Annotated in this window: 18 protein-coding genes and 1 tRNA gene; 12 read left to right on the top strand and 7 right to left on the bottom strand. The window is 67.1% G+C overall.

Annotation, left to right across the window (positions count from 1 at the left end):
- Positions 1-16 precede the first annotated feature (16 nt).
- Together QP552_RS19690 and QP552_RS19685 are read right to left on the bottom strand one after the other, a co-directional pair.
- A complete protein-coding gene (locus QP552_RS19690) occupies positions 17-955 on the bottom strand; it encodes an ROK family protein (RefSeq protein WP_286074448.1) in 939 nt (312 codons plus the stop codon).
- Entirely contained in the window at positions 948-2,114 is a 1,167-nt protein-coding gene (locus tag QP552_RS19685) for an SIS domain-containing protein (protein ID WP_286074447.1), read from the bottom strand. Before QP552_RS19685 ends, QP552_RS19690 begins: the two co-directional genes overlap by 8 nt.
- 322 nt (positions 2,115-2,436) lie before the next feature.
- On the opposite strand from QP552_RS19685, the gene QP552_RS19680 reads away from it, so the two are divergent.
- The 4 genes from QP552_RS19680 (at position 2,437) to QP552_RS19665 (ending at position 10,777) form a co-directional block, all read left to right on the top strand.
- Positions 2,437-5,796: a TIM-barrel domain-containing protein gene (locus QP552_RS19680; protein ID WP_286074446.1), complete on the top strand. Its 3,360-nt coding sequence runs from the start codon at positions 2,437-2,439 to the stop codon at positions 5,794-5,796.
- A gap of 133 nt (positions 5,797-5,929) precedes the next feature.
- On the top strand, positions 5,930-8,905 hold the full coding sequence (locus QP552_RS19675) for a TonB-dependent receptor (RefSeq protein WP_286074445.1): 2,976 nt from the start codon (positions 5,930-5,932) through the stop codon (positions 8,903-8,905).
- A 65-nt stretch (positions 8,906-8,970) separates the two neighbouring features.
- Complete coding sequence (locus tag QP552_RS19670) at positions 8,971-10,326, top strand: Gfo/Idh/MocA family oxidoreductase (protein ID WP_286074444.1); 1,356 nt, start codon at positions 8,971-8,973, stop codon at positions 10,324-10,326.
- A gap of 94 nt (positions 10,327-10,420) precedes the next feature.
- Positions 10,421-10,777, top strand: a complete 357-nt coding sequence (locus QP552_RS19665) for a hypothetical protein (RefSeq protein ID WP_286074442.1) — start codon at positions 10,421-10,423, stop codon at positions 10,775-10,777.
- A 29-nt stretch (positions 10,778-10,806) separates the two neighbouring features.
- Here the strand turns inward: QP552_RS19665 and QP552_RS19660 are convergent.
- A tRNA-Arg gene (locus QP552_RS19660) sits at positions 10,807-10,883 on the bottom strand.
- Between the two features lie 149 nt (positions 10,884-11,032).
- Here QP552_RS19660 and ubiA point away from each other — a divergent pair.
- The 3 genes from ubiA to QP552_RS19645 all read left to right on the top strand — a co-directional run bounded on the left by ubiA (position 11,033) and on the right by QP552_RS19645 (position 13,952).
- Entirely contained in the window at positions 11,033-11,926 is an 894-nt protein-coding gene (gene ubiA, locus QP552_RS19655; protein WP_106550626.1) for a 4-hydroxybenzoate octaprenyltransferase, read from the top strand.
- 168 nt (positions 11,927-12,094) lie between these two features.
- Positions 12,095-13,519 (top strand): TIGR00366 family protein, encoded by a 1,425-nt coding sequence (locus QP552_RS19650; protein WP_180852542.1) that lies wholly within the window; start codon positions 12,095-12,097, stop codon positions 13,517-13,519.
- 274 nt (positions 13,520-13,793) lie between these two features.
- Positions 13,794-13,952, top strand: a complete 159-nt coding sequence (locus QP552_RS19645) for a hypothetical protein (RefSeq protein ID WP_014038817.1) — start codon at positions 13,794-13,796, stop codon at positions 13,950-13,952.
- A gap of 54 nt (positions 13,953-14,006) precedes the next feature.
- Here the strand turns inward: QP552_RS19645 and QP552_RS19640 are convergent, their stop codons facing one another.
- Complete coding sequence (locus tag QP552_RS19640) at positions 14,007-14,633, bottom strand: YiiX/YebB-like N1pC/P60 family cysteine hydrolase (RefSeq protein WP_111112169.1); 627 nt, start codon at positions 14,631-14,633, stop codon at positions 14,007-14,009.
- Between the two features lie 81 nt (positions 14,634-14,714).
- On the opposite strand from QP552_RS19640, the gene QP552_RS19635 reads away from it, so the two are divergent.
- Positions 14,715-15,227 (top strand): hypothetical protein, encoded by a 513-nt coding sequence (locus tag QP552_RS19635; RefSeq protein WP_286074439.1) that lies wholly within the window; start codon positions 14,715-14,717, stop codon positions 15,225-15,227.
- Positions 15,228-15,300: 73 nt separating this feature from the next.
- A complete protein-coding gene (locus QP552_RS19630) occupies positions 15,301-17,145 on the top strand; it encodes a M3 family metallopeptidase (protein WP_286074438.1) in 1,845 nt (614 codons plus the stop codon).
- A 9-nt stretch (positions 17,146-17,154) separates the two neighbouring features.
- Here QP552_RS19630 and QP552_RS19625 read toward each other — a convergent pair whose 3' ends face one another.
- The 3 genes from QP552_RS19625 to QP552_RS19615 are packed head-to-tail and all read right to left on the bottom strand — an operon-like array spanning position 17,155 to position 19,801.
- Positions 17,155-17,826 carry a VOC family protein gene (locus tag QP552_RS19625; protein ID WP_286074437.1) on the bottom strand — a complete coding sequence of 224 codons (672 nt, stop codon included), beginning with the start codon at positions 17,824-17,826 and terminating at the stop codon, positions 17,155-17,157.
- A 54-nt stretch (positions 17,827-17,880) separates the two neighbouring features.
- Complete coding sequence (locus QP552_RS19620; protein ID WP_286074436.1) at positions 17,881-18,960, bottom strand: alpha/beta fold hydrolase; 1,080 nt, start codon at positions 18,958-18,960, stop codon at positions 17,881-17,883.
- 13 nt (positions 18,961-18,973) lie between these two features.
- Positions 18,974-19,801, bottom strand: a complete 828-nt coding sequence (locus QP552_RS19615; protein WP_286074435.1) for an AraC family transcriptional regulator — start codon at positions 19,799-19,801, stop codon at positions 18,974-18,976.
- A 189-nt stretch (positions 19,802-19,990) separates the two neighbouring features.
- On the opposite strand from QP552_RS19615, the gene QP552_RS19610 reads away from it, so the two are divergent.
- The 3 genes from QP552_RS19610 (at position 19,991) to QP552_RS19600 (ending at position 24,337) form a co-directional block, all read left to right on the top strand.
- A complete protein-coding gene (locus tag QP552_RS19610; RefSeq protein ID WP_111112164.1) occupies positions 19,991-20,377 on the top strand; it encodes a hypothetical protein in 387 nt (128 codons plus the stop codon).
- 256 nt (positions 20,378-20,633) lie between these two features.
- A complete protein-coding gene (locus tag QP552_RS19605) occupies positions 20,634-23,036 on the top strand; it encodes a TonB-dependent receptor (protein ID WP_286074434.1) in 2,403 nt (800 codons plus the stop codon).
- A complete protein-coding gene (locus QP552_RS19600) occupies positions 23,036-24,337 on the top strand; it encodes an aminotransferase class V-fold PLP-dependent enzyme (RefSeq protein WP_286074433.1) in 1,302 nt (433 codons plus the stop codon). The genes QP552_RS19605 and QP552_RS19600 overlap by 1 nt, the downstream gene beginning before the upstream one ends.
- The last annotated feature ends 12 nt before the right edge of the window (positions 24,338-24,349 follow it).

Raw genomic sequence — 24,349 nt, 5'->3', positions numbered from 1 at the left:
GTCAGGCTCCGGTCGATCAGGAAAACGAGGGTAGGCAGGCGAGCAGGGCAGCACCGCGTGCGCCACCGGCATCGCCGAAGCGCGGCGGCACGATGGGCGGTACCTGCACGCCGTTGAACAGATGCGCCGAGATGGCGGTTGGCAGCTGCTGGTACAGCGGTGCGTACTGCGACAGGCCGCCGCCGAGCACGATCACGTGCGGGTCCAGCGCCAGCACCAGCGCGGCCATGCTGTGGCCGAGCAGGTCGCGGTGGATGTCCAGCGCCTGGCGCGCACGCGCGTCGCCGGCCTCGGCCAGGGCGATCACCGCGCTGGCATCCACTGCACTGCCACCGAGGTGGCGTTCGATCATCGCCAGGCCGCTGCCGGACACATAGCGCTCCACGCAGCCCTGCAGGCCGCAGGCGCAGTCGATCAGCGGCAGGCCATGGCGCTGCAGCAGGTGGCCGGGCACGCTCCAGTGGCCCCATTCGCCGGCCAGGCCGTTGAAGCCGGAGAGCAGCCGGCCCTGCAGGCAGAAGCCACCGCCGGCACCGGTGCCGAGGATGGCGCCGAACATGCTGGGGTAGCCGTCGGCGGCCCCGCCATGCGCTTCCGACAGGGCGAAGCACTGCAGGTCGTTGCCGAAGTGCAGCGGCCGCTGCAGGCGCGCCTGCAGGTCGGCGGCCACACTGTGGCCGGTCAATGCCGGCACATTCGCGCTCAGCTGGCGGCCGCTGCGGCGATCGCGCACGCCGGGCAGGGCGATGCCGATGGCGGAATCATTGCGGCCCAGCGCGGCATCCGCGTCGGCCACCAGGCCCAGCAGGGCCTGCAGGAAGCCGTCGTAGTCGCCCTGCGGGGTGCTGACCCGGCGCCGCCAGGTGACCTGCATCGCCGCATCGCACGCCACCAGCTCGATCTTGGTGCCGCCGATGTCGATGCCGTAGCAGGCGTGGGCGATCAGCTCAGCCATGGTGGATGGTGACGCCCTTGACGACGCGGTTGACGGTGCCGTCCGGGAACGGGTTGTCCGGGGTCAGGCCGAGCGCGGCCGAGCGCTGCAGCGCGAACAGCTGCGCGAAGCCCAGCCACACCGGCGCCAGCCACGGGTCGTCGAATGCAGTGTGAAGCGGCGGCACCACAAGGGTGTACTCGTCATCGGCGCCGATATCCGAGTGCGGGCCGATCGCCAGCACCTGGCCGGCCACGCCGTCGCGGCGCAGTTCTTCCAGCAGGTCCTGTTCGTAGCGGCGCGCCAGCGGCTGCACGCTGCGTAGCACCACCACCAGGGTGTTGCCGTCCAGCGTCGACTTCGGGCCATGGCGGAAGCCCAGTGGCGTATTGGCCAACGCCAGCACGCGGCCGGCGGTCAGCTCCAGCACCTTCAGCGCGCACTCGCGCGCCAGTGCTTCCAGCGGGCCACTGCCGAGGTAGATCACGCGGTTGAACGGGCGCTGCGCAAGCGCTGCCACCGGTGCATCCCACTGCGCCTGCCCTTCGCGGGCCAGCGCGGCGACCTGCTTCAGGCGTGCCACGCGGGCATCCCACGACGAGCGGTCGAACACGGTCAGCGCAGCCAGCAGCATGCAGGTCAGGCTGCTGGTCATCGCGAACGCGCGGTCGCAGCTGGCCGAGGGCATCAGCAGGGTGCAGGTATCTGCGCGGCCGGCGCCGCGGCGGGCGAGTTCGCCATCGGCGTTGCAGGTGATGTCGAGGAAGCGTGCGTCATCCACATCGCTGCGCACGCGGTCCACCGCAGCCACGCTTTCCGGGCTGGAGCCACTGCGGCCAAACGACACCAGCAGGGTGGGGCGGTCGCGCTGCAGGTACAGCGCCGGGTGGGTCAGCAGGCTGGTGGTGTGCACCACGCGCACCTCGGCCGGCCACTGTGCATTGATCGCATCGGCCACCATTTCGGCGATGAAGCCGGAGCTGCCAGCGCCGGTGAACAGCACGCGCTGGTTGGGATCGTTGAGGCTGTCGCCGAGGAAGGCCTGCAGGCGGTCGCGGGCCCGCGACAGGTCCTGTGCAAGGGCTTCCCACAGCGCAGGCTGCTGGGCGATTTCGGTAGCGGTATCGGCTCCGCCAAGGCGCTGCCAGGCGGACACATCGGAAAGCAGGGTGACGTCCATTCGGAGGTTCCAGTTGGGCCAGCGCACCATCTGCGTTTTCTTTCGAAATGTCAAATAGCGAAAGTAAAAAGAAAGAAAATGTGATGCCGGCTTCGCTCTGCCCCGGGCATGCCGGGAAACGAAAGAAACCGCCGAATGCCGTATCGCACAATGCTTAACAGGGGCCTGCAAGCGCTTACACAAAGTATTGCGACGCAACAACTTTCGTTTCAAAGGAATATATCTTCCTTTTTCCTTTCAATTTGTTGACATCTTTCGAATCGCTGCCCTAGAGTCGGCTCAATCGCTTTCGAAACGCCCGGTGAACGGGTTGGGAGTCCGCGTGGAAAACTGCGTTCGTCGCTCGCCGCTGATGCTGGCCCTGTTGCCGGCATTGATGCTGGCGTCCACGTCGGCCCATGCCGAGCCGGTCGGCAACCTGCGTTCGGTCAGTGCCAGCGACAGCCGCGACGGCGTGCGCGGCTGGGACCTGCAGACCGACAAGGGCGCGCGCATCCGCATCGAACTGCCGGCGACCGACATCATCCGCGTGCAGGCCGGCCGCAACGGCAAGCTGACCGGTGCCGGCGACAAGGCTGCGCCGATCGTACTGCCACAGCCCAAGGCGAACGTGCAGGCGCAGCTGGAAGAAGACGCGCAGGAAATCCGCGTGCGTACCGATGCACTGGTGCTGCATGTACAGCGTCAGCCACTGCGCATGCGCCTGGAACGCCTGGACAACGGCCAGCCCACCGCCCTGTGGCAGGAACTGCAGCCGCTGGACCTGGATGCCGCGCAGAGCGTGCAGGTGCTGTCTTCGCAGGCCGATGAAGGCTATTACGGTGGTGGCCAGCAGAACGGCCGCTACCAGTTCAAGGGCCGCGAGCTGGACGTGTCCTATTCCGGTGGCTGGGAAGAGGGCGACCGCCCGAGCCCGGCACCGATGCTGCTGAGCAGCCGTGGCTGGGGCATGCTGCGCAATACCTGGAGTGATGGCAGCTACGATCTGCGCGAGGCCGACCAGGCCACGCTGCTGCATCGCGAAGACCGCTTCGACGCCTACTACTTCGTCGGCGCGGATCTGCCGAAGCTGATCGAGCGCTACACCCAGCTGACCGGCCGCCCGAACATGGTCGCGCGCTGGGCGTTGTCCTACGGCGATGCCGATTGCTACAACGACGGCGACAACAGCAAGAAGCCCGGCACCGTGCCGGAAGGCTGGAGCGACGGCCCGACCGGCACCACCCCCGATGTGATCGACAGCGTGGCCAAGCAGTACCGCGCCCACGACATGCCCGGTGGCTGGATCCTGCCCAATGACGGCTACGGCTGCGGTTACAAGCAGCTGCCGGAAACGGTGAAGGGACTGGCCGGCTACGGTTTCCGCACCGGCCTGTGGACTGAGAACGGCGTGGACAAGATCGCCTGGGAAGTGGGCAAGGCCGGCAGCCGCGTGCAGAAGCTGGACGTGGCCTGGACCGGCAAGGGCTACCAGTTCGCGATGGATGCCAACCGCCAGGCGTTCAACGGCATCCTCGACAATTCCGATTCGCGCCCGTTCCTGTGGACGGTGATGGGCTGGGCCGGCATCCAGCGCTATGCGGTGGCCTGGACCGGCGACCAGAGCAGCAGCTGGGACTACATCCGCTGGCACGTGCCGACCCTGGTCGGCTCCGGCCTGTCTGGCATGGCCTACGCCAGCGGCGATGTGGACGCGATCTTCGGCGGCAGCGCCGAGACCTTCACCCGCGACCTGCAGTGGAAGGCGTTCACCCCGGTACTGATGGGCATGAGTGGCTGGTCGTCGAACGCACGCAAGCATCCGTGGTGGTACGACGAACCCTACCGCAGCATCAACCGCGATTACCTGAAGTTGAAGATGCGCCTGACCCCGTACATGTACGGGCTGGTGCACGATGCCGCGCAGACCGGCGCGCCGCCGGTGCGTGGCCTGATGTGGGACAACCCGCGCGACCCGCACGCGCAGGATGAAACCTACAAGTACCAGTTCCTGCTCGGCCGCGACCTGCTGGTGGCGCCGGTGTACCGCAGCCAGGCCGCCAGCCGTGGCTGGCGCCGCGACATCCACCTGCCGGCCGGCGGCTGGATCGATTACTGGGATGGCCGCCGCGTGCAGGCCGGCGCCGACGGCCGCCAGCTCGACCGCCAGGTGGACCTGGCCACGCTGCCGGTATTCGTGCGTGCCGGTGCGATCCTGCCGATGTACCCGTCGATGCTGTTCGATGGCGAGAAACCGCTCGATGAAGTGACCTTCGACCTGTACCCGCAGGGCGACTCGCAGTACACGCTGTACGAAGACGACGGCAACACCCGCCGTTACCAGCAGGGCGAGTCGAGCACGCAGCAGATCCGCGTGCAGGCGCCGGCGCAGGGCAGTGGCCCGGTGCAGGTGCAGATCGATGCGGTGCAGGGCCAGTACAACGGCCAGCTGCCGCAGCGCCGCTATGGCCTGCGCGTGCTCAGCCGCCAGGCACCGCGTGCGGTGCAGGCCGCTGGCCGCGCGCTGCCGGCGCTGGCTGATGCCGCTGCGTTCAACGCTGCGGCTGAAGGCTGGTACTTCGATGCCGCCGAGCGTCGCGGCACCCTGCATGTGCGCACCGCCAGCCAGGACATCCGCCAGCCGCTGCAGCTGCAGCTGGACTTCGCGGTGGCCGCTGCGGCTGCCGACGATGTGTATCCGGCGGCACCGGTGCTCGGCCGCGAACTGCCCGCCGACAGCCTGCTGGTGGTCAACCGCCCGGCCGAAGAGCCCGGCCACGCCCTGGAAAACGCCTTCGATGATGACCCGGGTACCTGGTTCCGCAGCGTGCGCAACCAGGCCGTGCGCACCGGAGCGCATGAGTGGGTGATCGGGTTCGGTGAGCGGAAGATGATCGATGGCATCGACATCGCGCCGCGCAACGACAAGAACTGGAAGCATGGCCAGGTGCGCGACTACGAGGTGTACCTGGGTGACAGCAATGGCGAGTGGGGTGAGCCGATCGCCCGCGGCCGCCTGCAGCTGAAGGAAGGCGTGCAGCGCATCGACTTCCCGGCCCACGCCGGCCGCCTGCTGCGCTTCCGCGTGCTGAGCGTGCAGAACCCCGAAGGCGACGGCGCCAGCAGCACCGATCCGATGGTTACGGCAGCGCAGGGCAGCGCCCGTGCCTTCGATGCGCTGCAGCCGCGCGACGTCGGCCCGATCGCGCTGTCCACCTTCCACATCCTCGAACACCAGGAACCGGAGCGACCGGCCCGGCAGCGCTATCTCTCCGAGCTGCCGGTGCCGGCCGCGCTGGCCAGCCAGGTGCGCGCCGACCAGTCGTTCCGTGGCGATGCCGGCATGCGCATGAACGGCCTGCAGTTCCGCCGTGGCCTGGGCGTGGGTGCCAACAGCCGCATCGACCTGCGCCTGCAGGGGGGCTGGCACCTGCTGCGTGCCGACCTCGGCATCGACGACGCGTGCCGCAGCGCTGGTGGACTCCAGTTCCAGGTCTGGGGTGACAACCGCCTGCTGTACGACAGCGGCCTGGTGAAGGCGCCCGGCGTGGTCAAGCCGGAGCTGGACATCCGTGGCCTTTCCACCCTGAGCCTGCGCACGCTGGGTGCGCAGGGCAGCCAACCCGCCCAGGTCTGCGCCAACTGGGCCAACGCCGTGCTGATCGGCCAGGAGGGCGACTCCGCCAGCATCGTCGCCCCATGACCCCCTCGTAACACCGCTCCTCCCCCCGCCCATTCCGACTACGGCCCTCATGGCCGTGGCCCGGGAGCGTTTTGCCCGCCGAACGCCCACGCGCTCACTTATTGCGCTGCACCCCTGCCAGGAGAGAACCCCGATGTTGCCCGCACGCCACCACCGCCCCCCCTGTCGTTCGATCGCTCCGCTGTCGCTGGCCATCGCCGGCGTGCTGCTGTCGGTCGCCGTTCCTGCCTTCGCCCAGGAGAGCAAGGACAAGGCCACCGACCTGGCCCGCATCGAGGTCACCGGCTCGAACATCCGCCGCACCGACGTTGAAACCGCCTCGCCGGTGCAGGTGATCAGCAAGCAGGACATCCAGAACATGGGTGCGCGCACGCTGCTGCAGGTGCTCGACAACCTGCCCGCCGCACGCCCGGCACAGCAGGATGCGCGTTCGCTGTTCACCGGTTCCGATGGCGCTTCGCAGGCCAACCTGCGCGGGCTCGGTGCGCAGGGCACGCTGGTGCTGCTGAACGGCCGTCGCCTGTCGTACTACGGCGCACCGGCCGGATTCCAGACCCAGTTCGTCAACATCGATGCGATCCCGGCCGCCGCCATCGAGCGCATGGAAGTGCTGACCGACGGCGCCTCGGCGGTGTACGGCACCGACGCGGTGGCCGGCGTGATCAACGTGATCACCAAGCGCAACTTCCAGGGTGCCGAGGTCAGCTTCACCAACGACACCTCCTCGCGCATCGACTCCTACGGCGAGCGCCAGGCCAGCATCACCGCCGGCTTCGGTGACCTGGCCGAGAACCGCTTCAACATCTACGGCGCGGTGAACATGTACCGCCGCGACGCGATTCCGCTGAGCGACTTCTACGACAAGCGGCCCGAGCAGTACTACGTCAACAATCCGAACTACCTCAACAACCTGCGCCTGGGCGTGGGCAGCAAGCCGGGTGAGTTCAACCCGGGCAGCTACTTCGCGTTCGATCCGGTCACCGGCCGCCGCGTGCAGGAAGCCGCGCCGGGCTGCAAGAACGTGCTGACCAGTGAAGCGGCCGGCCCGCGTTGCGTCTGGGAAACCTGGATGAACAACGAGATCGATGCCGGCGCCAAATCCGAGCGCAACACCGCCTACCTCAACGGCACCTTCCTGGTGGGCGACAGCACCGAGATCTTCGCCGAGGCGACCTACACCGATATCGACCTGCGCGCCAACGGCGGTACGCCGCGCACCTACGGCACCACCACCGGCAACCCCACCAGCTGGTTCTCGCGCAATACCGGCAACACCGTCAACCAGTTCCTGTACCCGTTCCTGGGCCCGAACAACGAGTACAACCACGCCAGCCCGCAGATGAAGGCAATGATGGGCGGCGTGGTCGGCCTGAACTACCTGTTGCAGGATGCCGGCCCGAACTACTTCGGCCAGCGCAATACCGACAAGAGCTACCGCGTGCTGGCCGGTGCGCGTGGCAACCGCGGTGACTGGAACTGGGAAACCGCGTTCGCCAGCGCGGGTACGCATTCCACCACGTACCAGACGATCAACGTCAACATCAAGGGCTTCGAGAAGGCGTTCGGCCCGTACTCGATCGATCCGGGCACCGGCCGCGTGATCATCTCCGACCACCCGGCGTACAAGTTCGGCGAGATCAGCGAAGCCAACGCCGCACTGATCCGAGAAGCGTTCCCGACCTTCGACATCCAGTCGTGGACCCGCCTGCACACCCTCGACGGCAAGATCGAAGGTCCGCTGTTCCAGCTGCCGGCCGGCGAGATGCGTGCGGCCTTCGGCTTCAACGCCAGCCGCGAAACCTTCTACACGCCGGGCAACGCCGATGCGGCCAACGGCCTGATCTCCCAGCAGGGTGGCTCCTGGTTCGACGGTAAGCGCAACACCTACGCGCTGTTCGCCGAGACCGTGGCGCCGATCACCGACAAGCTGGAACTGGATGCGGCGGTGCGCGTGGACAAGTACCCGAACTTCAGCGCCAACGTGGCACCGAAGATCGGCTTCAAGTACCAGGCCTTCGACCAGCTGATGCTGCGCGGTACCTATTCCACCGGCTTCCGTGCACCCAGCCTGGCCGAGTCCGGCAACGGTGGCGTGTTCGCGCAGCTGGGTGGCTTCCGCGACGAGCTGCGCTGCAACGAGACCAACGCCATCGCCAACCTGCTGCTGCGCTCGCAGCGCCCGGGTGACGTCGATCTGGGCAAGACTCTGCTGAACGTGGACTGCAGCCGCACCGTGGCGCGCATGACCCAGCCGAACAAGGACCTGAAGCCGGAAAAGGCCAAGATCGCCACCCTCGGTTTCGTCTACGAGCCGGCGAACTGGCTGTCGGTGTCGGCTGACTACTGGTTCATCTACCGCAACAATGAAATCGTCGCGCCGGACTATCGCCGCATGGAAGACATCATCTCGATGTCGCGCTCGCCGATCACCGACAGCGACCGCGCCAATCTGGCGCAGCTGGCGGCGATGTGCGCCGACCCGGCCAGCGGCGTGAGCTGCCCGGCGAACCTGCCGGGCTACTCGGCCGGCAACGTGGCCAGCGTGGTGGGCCAGTACAAGAACCGCGGCAAGACCCTGATCGACGGCTTCGACATCGATGCGCGCAGCCGCTTCTCGCTGGGCGACTGGGGCAATCTGAACATCGGCCTGGCCGCCACCATTGCCAACCGCAACCGCTTCTACATGGATGCGGAGAACGGCTGGTACTACGGCGACGTAGTGGGCTACTACAACAACCCGCGCCTGCGTGCCACGCTCAATACCGACTGGACCTACAAGCAGGTCACCACCAGCATGTTCGTCAACTACGTGGGCGGCACCAAGTGGGCCACCGACCAGGTCGATGAAGTGAGCAACAACAAGGAAACCTGCACCGGCGGCTACCTGGCCCTGCAGAAGAGCAAGTGTGATGGTGCGCCGTCGTGGTGGACCGCCAACATGAGCGTCACCTGGCGCCCGGATGATGCCTGGAACCTCAGCTTCACCGTCAAGAACCTGTTCAACCGCCTGCCGTTCTACGATCCGAACAGCTTCCTGGGTGACTCCAGTGACTACGCAACCATCTTCGGCCGTGGTTACAGTGTGACCATCGGCTACCGCTTCAAGTAATCCCGTTTGCGTGACCCGGCGGGCCGGCTACGGCCGGCTCGCTGCCAAGAGGAGAGATGTTTGCCATGAAGCGTAGGGAATTCATCGCGGCCAGTGCCGCTGTCGCCGCCAGCAGCCTGCTGCCGCAGACCCCGGTCTGGGCGCGTGGCCGAAAGGTGCGCCTGGCCATGATCGGTACCGGCATGCGTGGCCTGGTGCTGCTGAAGGAGCTGGTGCGCCGCGACGACGTCGAGGTGGTCGCGCTGTGCGACATCGAACCGATCATGCTCGGCCGTGCCATGGACATGGTGGCCAAGGCCGGCAAGCCGGCCCCGAAGACCTACGGCCAGGACCGCGATACCAACGCCTGGAAGCGCTTGCTGGAACAGAAGGGCGTCGATGGCGTGATCATCGCCACGCCGTGGGAATACCACGCACCGATGGCGATTGCCGCCATGCAGGCCGGGGTGGCGGTGGGCTGCGAAGTGGTGGCCGGCATCACCCTGCAGGACCACTGGGACGTGCTGAAGACCCAGCTGAGCACGGGCACCCCGTACATGCTGCTGGAGAACGTCTGTTACCGCCGCGACGTGATGGCCACGCTGCAGATGGTGCGCCAGGGCCTGTTCGGCGAGCTGGTGCATCTGCAGGCCGGTTACCAGCACGACCTGCGCGGCGTGAAGTTCAATTCCGGCGACCCGAACCAGCCCTACGACAGCGGCGTGGAATTCGGTCCCAAGGGCTGGAGCGAAGCACGTTGGCGCACCGAGCATTCGGTGGAGCGCAATGGCGAACTGTACCCCAGCCACGGCATCGGCCCGTGCGCGATGTACACCGGCATCAACCGTGGCAACCGCTTCACCCACATCAATGCCTTCGCGACCAAGGCACGCGGCCTGCACGAATACACCGTGGCCAAGAGCGGCGGCACCACCCACCCCAGCACCAAGGTGAAGTTCAAGCTGGGTGACATCGTGACCACCACGCTGGCCTGCGAGAACGGCGAAACCATCCTGCTGCAGCACGATACTTCACTGCCGCGACCGTACTCGATGGGCTTCCGCGTGCAGGGCACCAAGGGCCTGTGGATGGATGTGAACCATTCGATCCACATCGAAGGCCGCAGCCCGCCGCACCAGTGGGAAGAGTTCAAGAAGTACCAGGACGAGTACGAGCACCCGCTGTGGAAGCAGAATGCCGACACCGCCGCCAGCGCCGGCCACGGTGGCATGGACTGGTTCGTCATCCACGCCTTCGTTGAAGCGCTGAAGGCCAAGGCACCGATGCCGATCGACATCTACGACGCGGTGACCTGGAGCGCGATCACCCCATTGAGCGAGCAGTCGATCGCCAACAGCTTCCAGACCTTGGAGTTCCCGGACTTCACCGCCGGCGCGTGGAAGCAGCGCAAGCCGATCTTTGCGTTCGACGGTAAATACTGATCTGCGCACCAACGGCAACGCCGGGTCATGCCCGGCGTTGCTGCATCCGCCGTATGCTGTGGCATCCATCAGGATGTGCAAGGGCAGACAGCGCATGCGATTGATGACCTTCACCTGCCCGCTCTGCGCCGCCGCAGGCCAGCGGTTTCCACTGCACTCCGCAGGGAAACGCCAAGCGAGGACGACCTGCCGCGGGTGTGGCGTGGTGCTGCGCTCGGACCCACGTCTGGGCATGCACACGTTCTATCTGCTGTACACACAGTTCATCGCCATGCTGGCTGTGTTTCCCGTGATCTGGGCCTACACCCTGGGTCGATGGTTCTGGCTGGCCGCGATCTTGGCCCTGCTGTCGGTGCTGTGCTGGTTGCCCGGCATGATCAGGCACGCACGAAGTCCGATCGTGCGCGCCACACCGGATCCGAATCGAAGCTACGCTCGACGCATGCCCTAGGTGCAGGGACGGGGTGGAGCAGGGAAAAATGGCGCGCCCGGAGGGATTCGAACCCCCGACCAATGGCTTCGGAAGCCACTACTCTATCCGGCTGAGCTACGGGCGCGTTGTAGAACCGCCGCGCCACCGACCAGTGCCGGGGCGGGCATCGCAGCGCCATGAGGCGGTGCGGGACCGGCATTCTATCCAGTTTCGCCGAACAAATCTCCCCCCACGGGCAAAGCCCTGCCGGAGGGGCAGGAGTATCCTATCGCCATGGCTGATACCCCCCTCATTTCGCCGCAGTCGCCGGCGACGCCGCGTTGGCGGCATTACTGGAGTCTGATGCGCGCTGATCGCCCGATCGGCACGCTGCTGCTGCTGTGGCCCACCTGGTGGGCGTTGTGGCTGGCCGCGGGCGGCCTGCCGCCGCTGTGGACGCTGTTCGTGTTCACCGCCGGCGTGTGGCTGACCCGCTCGGCCGGATGCGTCATCAACGACTATGCCGACCGCTGGCTCGACCCGCATGTGGAACGCACCAAGGCGCGTCCGCTGGCCACCGGCGCGATCAGTGGCCGCGCCGCGCTCGCCCTGTTCGCGGTACTGATGCTGGTGGCGTTCGGCCTGGTGCTGACCCTGAACGGGCTGACCATCGGCCTGAGCTTCATCGGTGTGTTCCTGGCCGCCAGCTATCCGTACCTGAAGCGCTACACCCATCTGCCGCAGGTCTACCTGGGCATGTCGTTCGGCTGGGGCATCCCGATGGCGTTTGCCGCCGTGCAGGGCGAAGTGCCGATGCTGGGCTGGCTGCTGTATGCCGGCAACATCCTGTGGTCCACCGCGTACGACACCTGGTATGCCATGGTCGACCGCGAGGACGACCTGAAGATGGGCTCGCACTCCACCGCGATCCTGTTCGGCGACCTGGACCTGGTCATCCAGGGCGTGCTGTACGCGCTGTTCCTGGCCACAATGGCGCTGGTCGGCGTGCGCGGCGGGCTGGGCGGCTACTACCTGGCCGGCGTGGCCGTGGCCACCGCGCTGGTGGTCTACGAGTTCTGGATCTGCCGCAACCGCGAGCGCGGCCCGTGCTTCAAGGCGTTCCTGCACAACAACTGGGTGGGTGCCGCGCTGTTTGCCGGCATTGCCGTGGACCTGGCGCTGCGTTGAGCCCAAGGCACGGTAGAGCCGGCCGCTGGCCGGCTGCACACGCATGCCATCCCGAGGTTGCCGGCCAGCGGCCGGCACTACCGCCATCCGCCACCTACGACCAATAGGTGGCAGACAGCCCGCATCCCACCGCCCAGAATCGGGCCATCGAACCTGGGAGGGTAGGCGATGGCCTCGACGGCAGCAGTACAGGACGGCTGGATGGCGCGTGCAGCGCTGCGCTCGGCCGCCTGGGCGGAAAAATGGTTCCCCGATGCGTATGTGTTCGCGGTGCTCGGCGTGGTCATCGTCGCACTTGCCGCGATGGGCTTCGGTTCGACTCCGCAGGCCACCGCCAGCGCCTTCGGTGACGGCTTCTGGAGCCTGATCCCCTTCACCATGCAGATGGCCTTCGTGGTCATCGGTGGCTACGCCGTGGCGACCGCACCGGTGGTCGCGCGCTTCATCGACTTCCTGGCCCGGGTACCGCGCACCGGCCGCGGTGCGGTGGTGTACGTGGGCCTGGTCAGCATGCTCGCCTCGCTGCTCAGCTGGGGTTTCTCGCTGGTGTTCGGCGGCCTGCTGGTGCGCGCGCTGGCACGCCGCACCGAGCTGCGCATGGACTACCGCGCGGCCGGTGCTTCGGCCTATCTGGGACTGGGCGCGGTGTGGGCGATGGGCCTGAGTTCGTCGGCCGCGCAGCTGCAGGCCAACCCCGCCAGCATGCCGCCGGGGCTGGTCGAGATCACCGGCGTACTGCCGTTCACCGAAACCATTTTCCTGTGGCAGTCGATCGCGCTGACCGCGGTGCTGATCCTGGTCTCGCTGCTGATCGCCTGGCTGACCGCGCCGGCCGCCGCCAGTGCGCGTACTGCCGAGGATTTCCCGGGCGCCGCGCAGGCCGAGCCGGAGCCGCTGCAGCGCCGCACGCGCCCGGGCGAGTGGCTGGAATACAGCCCGCTGCTGACCGTGCTGCTTTCGCTGCTGGCGTTCGGCTGGCTGTTCAACGAGTTCGCCAACAAGCCGGTGGTCACCGCCATCGCCAATCTCAACACCTACAACTTCCTGTTCATTTCGCTGGGCCTGCTGTTGCACTGGCGCCCGCGCAGCTTCCTCAACGCGGTGGCCAAGGCGGTGCCCAGCACCACCGGCGTGCTGATCCAGTTCCCGCTGTACGGTGGCATCGCGATGATCCTCACCCATGCTGCTGGCGGTGATGGGCAGACGCTGGCGCACCGGCTGTCTAGCCTGTTCGTGCACGTGGCCAGCACCGATACCTTCGCGCTGGTGATGGGTGTCTATTCGGCGGTACTGGGCTTCTTCGTGCCCTCTGGTGGCGGCAAGTGGATCATCGAGGCACCGTACGTGATGCAGGCCGCCAACGAACTGAAGGCGCACCTGGGCTGGGCGGTGCAGGTCTACAACGCCGCCGAAGCGCTGCCGAACCTGATCAATCCGTTCTGGATGCTGCCGCTGCTGGGCGTGCTCGGCCTGAAGGCACGTGACATCGTCGGCTTCACGTTCATCCAGCTGCTGGTGCACATTCCGCTGGTGCTGGGCCTGCTGTGGCTGCTGGGCATGACGCTGGCCTATGTGCCACCGGTGATGCCCTGAATGCAGGGCTGGCTTTCCTGCGCGGGCAGGCGAGCCAGCCTCGTTCAGCGCGTGTTTCCGCCAGCGGATGCCATGAATGCGCGTCTCACTGACCACGGCATGAGCACATGCCGAACCCACATGAATCCTTCAGAGGCTTGTGCCGCAAGGGGCCGGGCGCGTTCATTCACAGCCGTACACACGAATGTAGCCGCCCACCCACGCGTGATTAACCAATCGCTGCAGACGATGGCCGCGTCCACCGCATTCCGCGAGTGGCTTTCGGAGAACGGACATGGCACAGCAGAACCAGAACCCGAACCAGAAGCAGCCGGGCCAGCAGAACCAGCAGGATCAGCAGCAGGGACGCCGTGACCAGCAGCAGCAACAGCAGCAGGATCAGCAGCGCAAAGAGCGCAACCAGCAGCAGGGCGGCCACGACGAAGAAGAATGACCTCGCCGCACACGCGGTGTGACCGGTGAAGCCCCGCCTTGTGCGGGGCTTCGCCTATTCCAGCACGCCGATGCGCTGCAGTACCGGTGCCGCCGACATATCGTTGGGATTGGTGCCAGGCTGGTCCTGCGGCACGTCCATGCCCATCCCACGGTACAGGTCGACCCAGTGCTGGGCGATCTCTCCAGTCTGCGGATTACGGAAGTTCATCGGCTGCAGCGCGAACACGTGATGCGCGCGGAAGGCGCGTTCGATGAAGTCCGAGCAGTAGTAGCTGTCCTCGTTCAACACATACGACGTGTTGTAGGGCTTGCCCAGCATCGTGCGCGCGCTGGCGACCGCGTCCTTGATCGCGTCCCGCTGCGGCGCGCGCAGGCGATAGACCACGATCTGCCGCTGCTTGGCTTGGGCTTCCTGCTGGAACTCGGCCAGCGACTGCCGGCGCGATCCCTTCTCGTCCGCGTGCAGCACCTCCCAGCCCTTCGGCGCCGAGGCCACCAGGGCCACATGGTCGAAGCTGGTCGACCCCTGCTTGCCGGTGGCATCGTCGATGGCCGCGCTCAGGCCGCTATGGCCGGCAGTGACGAACAGCAGGTCGCCTTCGCGGACATCGACGGCCATGGCATGCGCGGGCCACAGTGCAGGCAGCAGCAGGCCGAACAGGAGAAGGAGGCGGCGCATGGGCATCTCGGACAGGCGGAATGCCGGAATTGTAGGGTGAGCGGTAGCATGGAGCGACCGGACCGGATTCAGGATGAGCCCATGCGTCGATACCGTTCCCCTGCCGTGCTGATGCTCGCCTGCAGCGTGACGCTGGTTGCGTGCGCACCTGCGCCCCAGACCACACCCACCGCCGCCGCACCTGCTGTGCCGGCGCCGGCCACTACGCCTGCGGTGATCACGCCGGCTCCGGTGCCCGCGCGCAGCGAATGCCCCTACCCGGACTTCGATGCCTTCCTGAAGCATTTCGGCAACGAGATCACGCTGCAGGAAAAGGCCACCGCCGACCCGCTGCTGGACAGCTATATCGATGCCGAGGCCGAGCCGGAGCCACGCAAGGTGGAAAGCCGGCTGGCGCTGGCCGATGTCGAGTGGCCGGTGATGCCGGATCCCGCCGCACTGGCCGGGCAGGGCCGCGAGCTGCAGGTCAACACACTGGCCGATGGGCAGCGCCAGGTGCAGATCCGCACCCCGGACAGCAGTGACCAGCAGACCTACACCTTCGCGCAGGCGCCGTGCTGGACGCTGGTCAAGCGCGAGGATGAGTCGATCTGATGCCTCACTCGGCACAGGCAGGATAGGGGAGCGGCTGCTAGGCTCGAGGCCTGACCCAGGCAGGGAGAGGCCGATGCAGATTCGCAGGATGCGTAGCACCACCGCCATTGCCGCACTGCTGGCGATGGTGCCCTTCACCGGCCTGCATGCGCAGCCGCTGCACGCCGACGATCGCGCCTACTTCGCCAGCGCAGCAGCCGAACAGACCGCGCGTGATGCGTTGGGCAGGCAGCTGGAGGCCCTGCAGCACGCTGCGGGCATCGCACCCGCGGAACGTTTCCAGCAGGCCGAGGTCATGGAGGCGCAGTGCCTGCGCCATCACAGCTACCTGCACCTGCAGGCCGCCCGCAACGCGCGCGATCATCGTCCGGCACAGGCGCTGGACCAGGTGATGGCGCTGTGCAGCCGCATTGCCCGCACCGGTCGCGCCGCGCTGCGCGAGGCACCTGCGGACGCGGCCTGGTCCGCACCGTATGCCTTCCTGCGCACGCGCGCATTGAAGGAGGCCGCCGCCCCAGCCAATGCCACGCTGGAAGAGGCGGTGGATGCATTGGCTGATCCGGCGCTGGACAGTTTCGCGCGCCTGCGCGGGCAGATCCTGCGCACGGCCGAGTACCCGCAGATCGAGCGCGGCGGCCAGCACTGGGACACGGGGCGCGACAGGCAGGCACTGGCCCGGCAGCCTGACCGCGCCTTGCGCGAGGCGGGCTGGAAGGGCTACTGGCAAGGCCTGCAATCGCGCCGCGAACCGATGGCCTCGGTGCTGCTGGGCCTGGTGCAGGTGAACGACGCGGCCTCGCGCCTGCAGGGCGACGGTCCAGCGCCGGCACGTGGCTATCAGCACATGGGCCTGGATGCATCGACAGTAGACGCCACGTTGCTGGCGATCGAACACCATGCAGGAGATCGACGCGCCTACCAGGACATGCTGCTGCGCCACGCCGCGCGATCAGGCATCGACGTGCCGCAGCTCTGGGATGCCACGGTGCCCGATGCCGGTTACGCGCCGCCGGTGCTGACGCTGGCGCAGCTGCGCGACACCGCTGCCGACGCCATGCTGCATCTGGGGCCTGCGTACGTCGCCGAACTGCGCGCGCTGCTCGATCCGGCCAACCAGCGCATGGATCTGGCCACCGAACGCGGTGACCGCAGCCAGGACGCGTTCTCGGTGAGCGCTCCCGGTGTGCCGGCGATGTTGTTCGTTGGTGTGCGCAGCGGGGATCTGGAAAGCGATGTCGAGATCGCCCATGAAGCCGGCCATGCCCTGCACGGCGAGTGGATGCAGCGTGGCCATGCCTCGCCGTTGCAGCGCAATGGCAGCCCATGGCTGACCGAGGCGTTCGCCATCTACAACGAGCTGCGTTTCCGCGACCAGCTGTACCAGCAGGCACAGGATCCGCGTGCAAAGGCCTACTACCTGAAGTCGCTGCTGGACGACATGGTGATGCAGCTGTTCACCTCATCGGAGGAGGCGCAGCTGGAGCAGTCGATCTACCAGGGCGTGGCCAACAGCACGCTGGGCACCGCCGACGATCTGGATGAGCTGACCGGCCAGGTGCTGGCACGCTTCGGCCAGCAACCGGAGCGCTACCCGCAGCTGCGCAACAGCTGGATCGCCAAGCGCCTGATGTATGACGACCCGAACTATCTGGTGAACTACCTGTATGCGGGGTTGCTGGCGGTGCAGTTCTATGTGCAGGACCAGCGTGACCCGGAAGGATTCCGTGAGCGCTATCTCGCCGTGCTTGGCGAAGGCTTCGACCGCGCGCCGAACGAACAGGTGGCACAGCTGCTGGGGCACACGCCTGACTGGACGGCCCTGGTGGACGCCGATCTGCAGGTGTTCAACCAGGCGGCCGCGCAGCTGCAGGCGCTGCACGCGCGGATCGAAGTGGCGCACAACCCGTCCGCGCCGTAGCGCGCCGCGTCAGATCGCGGCTACCTGCCAGCCCTGTGCGTCGTCGCGGAGTTCCCCGCGGCCTGTCACGTCGCCCACCTGCAGCGTCAGCCCCCGTGCATTGGGCAGGTCCTTCTGCTCGGGGAACCAGCGTCGATCCGCCGCCACCACGATCAGCAGGCCTTCGTCGTCGCCCATCGGCGCGAACTGCGGCGAGGGTGGGCTGATCGGCTGCAGGCCGAAGTGCTGGCTGGCCTGTTCGCGCACGGCGTCGACATCGTGGCTGGGCAGGCCGACTTCGCTCAGGCAGACCAGCTCGCTGCCATGGAACACGCCTTCGCGCGTGCTGGCCGGCAGGCGGCGGCGACCGATCAGTTCCAGGATCAGGCCATCGGGGCCGGTGAAGTACACCGACTGCGACTGCCAGCTGCTCTCCAGCGCGAAGTAGTCCAGTCCGGCCGGGTTGCATTGCAACGGTGTGCGCTCGCGCAACCAGGTCATCGCCTCGCCGAAGCGGTTGTCCGGCACGTTGAACGCCAGGTGCACGCCACCGAGCGGACGTCCTTCAGCGGGCTGCAGTTCAATCGTGCTCCAGCCGCTGTGCACATGGTTGCCGACCACGCGTTGCTGCAGCACATCGTGGAGGTAGGCGGCGACGGCATCGACATCGGAGACCGGCAGGACAAGGTGCAGCAGGCGCATGATCGTTCCTCCGTGGACGCGACCACTGTAGCGCCGGGCCATGCCCGGCGACCACTAGCGCAATGCGTCTGCGAAGAATCGCACGGCTGCATCCACCGCCTCCTGGTGGGTTCTCGCCCTGGGGGCAGACGTGTTGCATAGCTCGGGCAGCCTCTGCGCACCGACAGCGGTACAGGCCGCCAGGAAGTCGTAGTGACCCACGTCCGGCAGGCGTTGCAGCGTGGCGTGCGGGATCTGCGCCTGTGCGGCCGCACCATTGGTTTCCGGCGGCGCAATCGTGTCAGCCTCGCCCAACATGATCGACACCGGCTGCTGCAACGCGGACAGTTGTGCGGGCGCGAACGCCTGCACGATGGCGGGCGCCAGCAGGAACACGGCACGTACGCCGGGAATCGCGCGCTGTGCGTCAGCTTCGGCGATCCAGGGGGCAAGCGCGGGCGAAGCCGCAGCGGCCAGGCGCGCCTGCATCGTGTGCGTGGCGGCCTCCTGCTGCGGCTGGCAGACGCCGTCATCGGGGTGTGCGGTGCAGAACGCCAGCAGCCGTTGCAGGTTGGGCCGTGCACCGGCGGCCAGCAGCGCGGTATAGCCACCGGCCGAGAAGCCGACCACACCCAGCCGCGCAGGATCGACGTGCCGGCCCAGAATCGGATCGGCCTGCACCGCGGCCAGCGCAGCGCGCAGGTCATCCGCGCGCAGCCAGCTCAGCGTGCTGCCGGTCAGCGTCATCTCGTCGGCGCCGTTGTTGCCAGGATGATCGACCGCGATCACCAGATAACCGTCCCGCGCCAGCGCCGTGCCCAACCAGCCCATCATGCGTGCACTGCCGCCGTTGCCGTGCGACAGCAGCAGCGTCGGCAGGCGAGTGCCGGCGAGCGGCGCCTCCAACGCCGAGCGGCCGACATCGAACAGCGGCGCTGCGGGCGGGCCGATGGGGAGTGCGGTTTCCCGGCTCGCGGCCGGCGCCGGGTACCACACCGTGTAGCGCAGGGTGTCGCCGTGCTGCGCATCGCGCACGCTGGCGCTGGCCACGGTGGTGGTGCCATGGCGCTCGCCGGCCGTCCAGCTGCCGTCTGCGCGGGCGGACAGCGCCGATGCCATCAGCAGCAGCCCGACAATCGCGGTGTTCATACGCATCTTCAAGTCCATGTCAGCAGGGACGCTCGTCCACCGGCAACCAGATCTCCACGCCGCCGTTGCCGGTGTGCTCATCGAAGCGGGTGTCATAGCGTTCCAGGTCCGGTGCGTCGGCCAGGCTCAGGCCGGAGCCTGGCAGGTAGTGGTCCAGCAGCCAGAACCAGGTCGAGCGGATGGCCGAGATATGCCCACCATGCCAGGCCACCAGATAGCGCCGTGCGGGCACGTCCACGCGTTGCCAATGCGTGGGCACGGCGCGAAGCGAACCCACCGGCAGGGCGGCGATGTAGTCGAAGCCGCCGTCATCGTCGCTGTTGCAGCACACGCCGAAACTGATCGGCGCCGGCGTCGGCCACTCGCGGTTGAGCTGTGCCCACTGTCCGGGTATTGCGCCGGCACTATCGCGGGTATGTCGCATGCCGATGCCCACCAGCTGGAAGGCGGGCGTGTCGAGCAGGCGGGGCGCTTCACAGCAGGGAGCTGGCGCATCATCCACGCGGATCGCGTGCACCAGTGCCAGACCATGGGTGCCCTGCTCGCGTACCCGTTCTGGTGTCTGTCCGAACTGTTCGCTGAAGGCACGGGTGAACGCTGCATGGGTGGTGTAGCCCGCACCCAGCGCCACCTGCAGGATGTCATCCGCCCCGTCGGCCAGCCGCTGCGCGGCAGCGGTCAGGCGCCGTCCACGCAGGTAGCGCACCACCGACGTGCCGGTTCGGGCCTGGAACAGGCGCGACAGGTGGAACGGCGACAGTCCCGCCGCAGCGGCGATATCGGCCAGTGCCAGCGGTCGATCCGCATGGGTTTCGATGTACCACAACGCCTTGCCTGCCGCGCTCATCCTGCCGTTCCCCGCATCCAGTGCCCGGCACAGTAGCGGATCGGCAGTCACGGCGTTTAGCAGTTCTTGCGCTGGCTGGGCTTTGCGTGTGCCTGCATACCGGCAACAATGCCCGCACCATGGATGAAGGTGGGAGGCAAGGGGCATGCGATCGACGACGTGGGATGCCAGGCCTGTGGACCCGAGCCGATGATGGACATGGTGCTTGAACAGTGGCTGTTGCCCTGGCTGTTGACGCTGGCATTGCTGCTGCTGATGTGGCGCTGCGCGCCGTGCTGGAAGGGCAATGCCTGGGTGTACCGCGCCGGCTTCGCGCTCCTGGCCGGGCTGCTGACACCGACATTGATGCTGGCCGGTCACGGCGTTCTGCCGGTTCCGACCATTGGAGGACTGGTGACAGTGCTGCTGCGGCTGGAGTGGATCGGCGATCTCGACTTCAACATCCTGGCTGTGGGCACCGACAACATCTGGTTCCTGTTCACGCCCTTCCAGATGGTGTCCATTGGCATGTTGTTCTTTCCACTGCGGACGGCACGTCCGGCCCGCCTTGGCTTCGGAGGCAAGGGCACGGGCTAGCCCCCACACCGCGAGGCGCCAACGCTCATCCACGCATGGCGTGGATCTACTACTCCGGCCTGGGCCGGCACATGCGGGACCTGCCAGTAGATCCACGCCATGCGTGGATGCCTTTCGCACCGATGCGCGATCGCGCATCAAGCTGTCGCACTGACGTCATGCCTCCTTCACAGATCGCGCCGAGACTGCGCGCCTTGTCCAGACCTGTTGTGTCCGCACAGGTACTGGCCCTGTCGTGTCCTCCCGGAGCCCTGCCGTGCATCGTTCGAAGCTTTCGCGTTCCATCCTCCTTGCCCTTTCCATGGCCAGCGCAGGAGGCGCGATCGCAGCGGAGGCCGATGCGGTCGATGCCAGCAGTGGCAGCCGCGCCGTGCCCACCCAGCTCGATGCGATGCTGGTCACCGGCACCCGGGCCTCCAACCGCACCCAGTTCGAAACGCTGGCGCCGGTGGATGTGTTCACCAAGGAAGACATCAAGTCCGTTGAATCCACCGACCTGAAGGACGTGCTGGCGCAGCTGGTGCCGTCGTTCGTGGTGCAGCGCCTGCCGATGGCCGATGGCCAGGTGTTCGTGCGCCCGGCCACCCTGCGCGGGCTGTCGCCGGACCAGACCCTGGTGCTGGTCAACGGTCGCCGCTTCCACCGCAGTGCGCTGCTCGGCAACCGCGGCGCGCAGGCCGCCGACCTGGCGCAGATTCCGACCAGTGCGATCAAGCGCATCGAAGTGCTGCGTGATGGTGCTTCGGCGCAGTACGGCTCGGATGCCATCGCCGGCGTCATCAACATCATTCTCGAAGACGGCCCCGGCGCCGAGATCACCGCCGGTTACTCGCAGTATGCGCAGGGCGATGGTGCCTCGCGCGACTTCAGTGCGCGCACCGGCTGGTCGCTGGGTGACTACGGCAGCCTGGTGCTGTTCGCCGAATCGTCCAATTCCGATGCCACCTCGCGCACCCGCCAGCGCCCGGATGCCATCGCGTTCCAGGCCGCGCATCCCGAGCTGGAGGTACCCAACCCGGTGCAGCGCTGGGGCCAGCCGGAACTGGAAAGCCGCCGCGTCGGCTTCAACGTGAAGGCCAACGCCAGCGACACACTGGAGCTGTATGCGTTCGGCCTGTACAGCCACAGCGACGGCGTCAGCGATTTCAACTGGCGAAACCCGGATACCACGACCGGTGCCTACCGCACCACCACGATCTTCCCCGGCTGGAACCTGCGCTCGCTGTATCCGGTGGGCTTCAGCCCGCAGTACGGCAATGTGCAGAACGATCTGCAGCTGGTCGGCGGCCTGCGCGGTGAGATCACGCCGAAGCTGCGCTGGGATGTCAGTGCTTCGTATGGTCGCAACGCCATCGACTACAGTCTGAAGAACTCGATCAATGCCTCGCTCGGCCCGGCCAGCCCCACCGCGTTCGATCTCGGCCGCCTGACCCAGACCGAGAAGAACGCCAACGCCGACTTCAACTACGAGTGGGACGTGGCGGCGCTGTCCAAGCCGATCAACGTCGCCTTTGGTGGCGAGTTCCGCCAGGAAACCTACCAGGTGCGCGCCGGTGATCCGGCCTCGTACGCGGTGGGCCCGGGCGCGGCCGCTGGCCTGGAGGCCAATTCCAATGGTGCGCCCGGCTTCTCGGCCAGCCAGGCCGGGCAGTGGAGCCAGCGCAGCAAGGCCGCCTACGTGGACATGGAAGTGCCGCTGGGCGAGCGCTGGAGCATCGGCGCGGCCAGCCGCTACGAGGACTTCTCCAGCTTCGGCAGCACGCTGGATGGCAAGCTGTCGGCGCGCTTTGCGATCACCCCGGACGTGGCCCTGCGCGGCACCGTGTCGACCGGCTTCCGCGCACCGACGCCGGCGCAGCTCAACACCACCAGCACCAGCCAGGGCCTGGACACGCGCACGCTGCAGATCTTCACCAGTGGCCGCCTGTCGCCGAACGATCCGCTGGCGCAGCTGCTCGGTGCCAAGCCGCTGAAGCCGGAAGAATCGCGTACCGCCTCGCTGGGCCTGACCTGGCGCACCGACCTCGGCCTGTCCGGCTCGGTGGACGTCTACCAGATCAAGCTCACCGATCGCTTCAGCCAGTCGGCCAGCTTCGCCATTCCGGCCGGTACGCCCAATCCACTGGGCTACACCTCGGTGAACTACTTCACCAACGACTTCGATACCACCACCACCGGCGTGGACGTGGTTGGAAACTACCTGCGCGATCTCGGCGCCGGCCGCATGACGCTGACCCTGGCCTACAACTACAACCGCACCCGTGTGGACAACGGCAGCACCTCGGTGGCCACCAACGAAACCCAGCGCGTGCTGTTCGAGGACCGCCTGCCCGAGCACAAGGGCAGTCTGACCGGCAGCTGGGACATCGGCGCCTGGTCGCTGATGGCGCGCATGCGCTACTACGGCGCCTGGACCGATTCCAGCGGCAACGCGGTGGGCGACATCTACCAGCGCTTCGGTGCGATGAGCTTCCTCGACCTGGCCGTGGGCTATCGCATCAACGAGCACCACAGCCTGCGCGTGGGCGCCGACAATGTGTTCGATCGCTACCCGGATGAGGCCACGTTCCAGGCCAGCCGTGGCCTGGTCTACTCGCGCAACGCGCCGTACGACACCGACGGTGCCAACCTGTACGCGCAGTACCGGCTGACCTTCTGATGGACGCTCGTCGTCGTTCCCTGCTGCGCGCCGGTGCATTGCTGCCGGCCGCAGCGGCGCTGCCTTCACTGCCGGCCAGCGCCGCTGCGCGTTACGCTTCGCCGATGGAGATTCCCGCGACGACCGTGGCGCCGGAAGTACTGGCCCGCGATGAAAACCATTGGGCCGCCGTGGCCAGCCACTTCGACATCACCGACGAAGTGAACCATCTGGAGAACGGCTACTGGGGCGCGATGGGGCACGAGACGCTGGCCAGCTATCAGCGCCATACCGCCGAGGTGAACCGTGGCAATGCCTGGTATGGGCGCCGCGCGTTTCCGGCGCAGTACATGGCGGTACAGCGGCAGGTGGCCGAGCTGCTGGGTGTGGGTGCTGATGAGATCGCACTGACGCGGGGGGCCACCGAGGCGATGCTGGCGTTGATTGGCGGCTACAACCGCCTGCAGCCCGGCGACCAGGTGCTGTATGCCGATATCGACTACGACAGCATGATCGGCGCGATGCGCTGGCTGCAGCAGCGTCGTGGCGTGCAGGTCGAGCACATCGCGCTGCCGCCGGTGCCCGACCACGCGCAGATCGTGCAGGCCTACGAGACCGCATTCGCGCGGTTGCCACGGTTGAAGCTGGTGCTGCTGACCCAGGTCAGCCATCGGCACGGGCTGGTGCTGCCGGTGGCCGAGATTGCCGAACGTGCATGTGCGCGCGGTATCGATGTGATCGTCGATGCCGCGCACGGGTTCGGCCAGATCGACTATGCGGTGCCGCAGCTGAAGTCTGATTTCGTCGGCATCAACCTGCACAAGTGGATCGGCGCGCCGGTCGGTGTCGGCGCAATGTACGTGCGCAAGGGACGCGTGACGGACCTGGATCCGTACATGGGCGAGACCGACGATGGCCGTGTCGGCAGCCGCGTGCACACCGGCACGGTCAACTTCGCGGCTTACCTGGCGCTGCCGGAAGCGATCGCATTGCACCAGCGTATCGGCGTGGCCAACAAGCAGGCGCGCCTGCGCTTTCTTCGCGAGCGCTGGACGGTGCCTGCGCGGCAGATGGCGCATATCGAAGTACTGTCTTCGCCGGACCCGGCGCTGGCCAGTGCATTGGCCAGTTTCCGCCTGCGCGGCCATACCTCGGTGGAACAGAACCAGGCACTGCAGAAGCGCCTGTTGGATGAACATCGGATTTTCACCACGTATCGCGATGGCCTGGAATCGGGTGCCTGTGTACGGGTGACGCCGTCGGTGTTCACCCGGCCGGCGCAGATGGATGCGCTGGTGCAGGCCCTCTCTGCCCTGGCCTGACCCCGCGCTGGT

This window comes from Stenotrophomonas sp. 59 (assembly GCF_030291095.1).
Taxonomy (GTDB): Bacteria; Pseudomonadota; Gammaproteobacteria; order Xanthomonadales; family Xanthomonadaceae; genus Stenotrophomonas; species Stenotrophomonas maltophilia_Q.
This window is presented reverse-complemented; position numbering and strand designations above follow the sequence as displayed.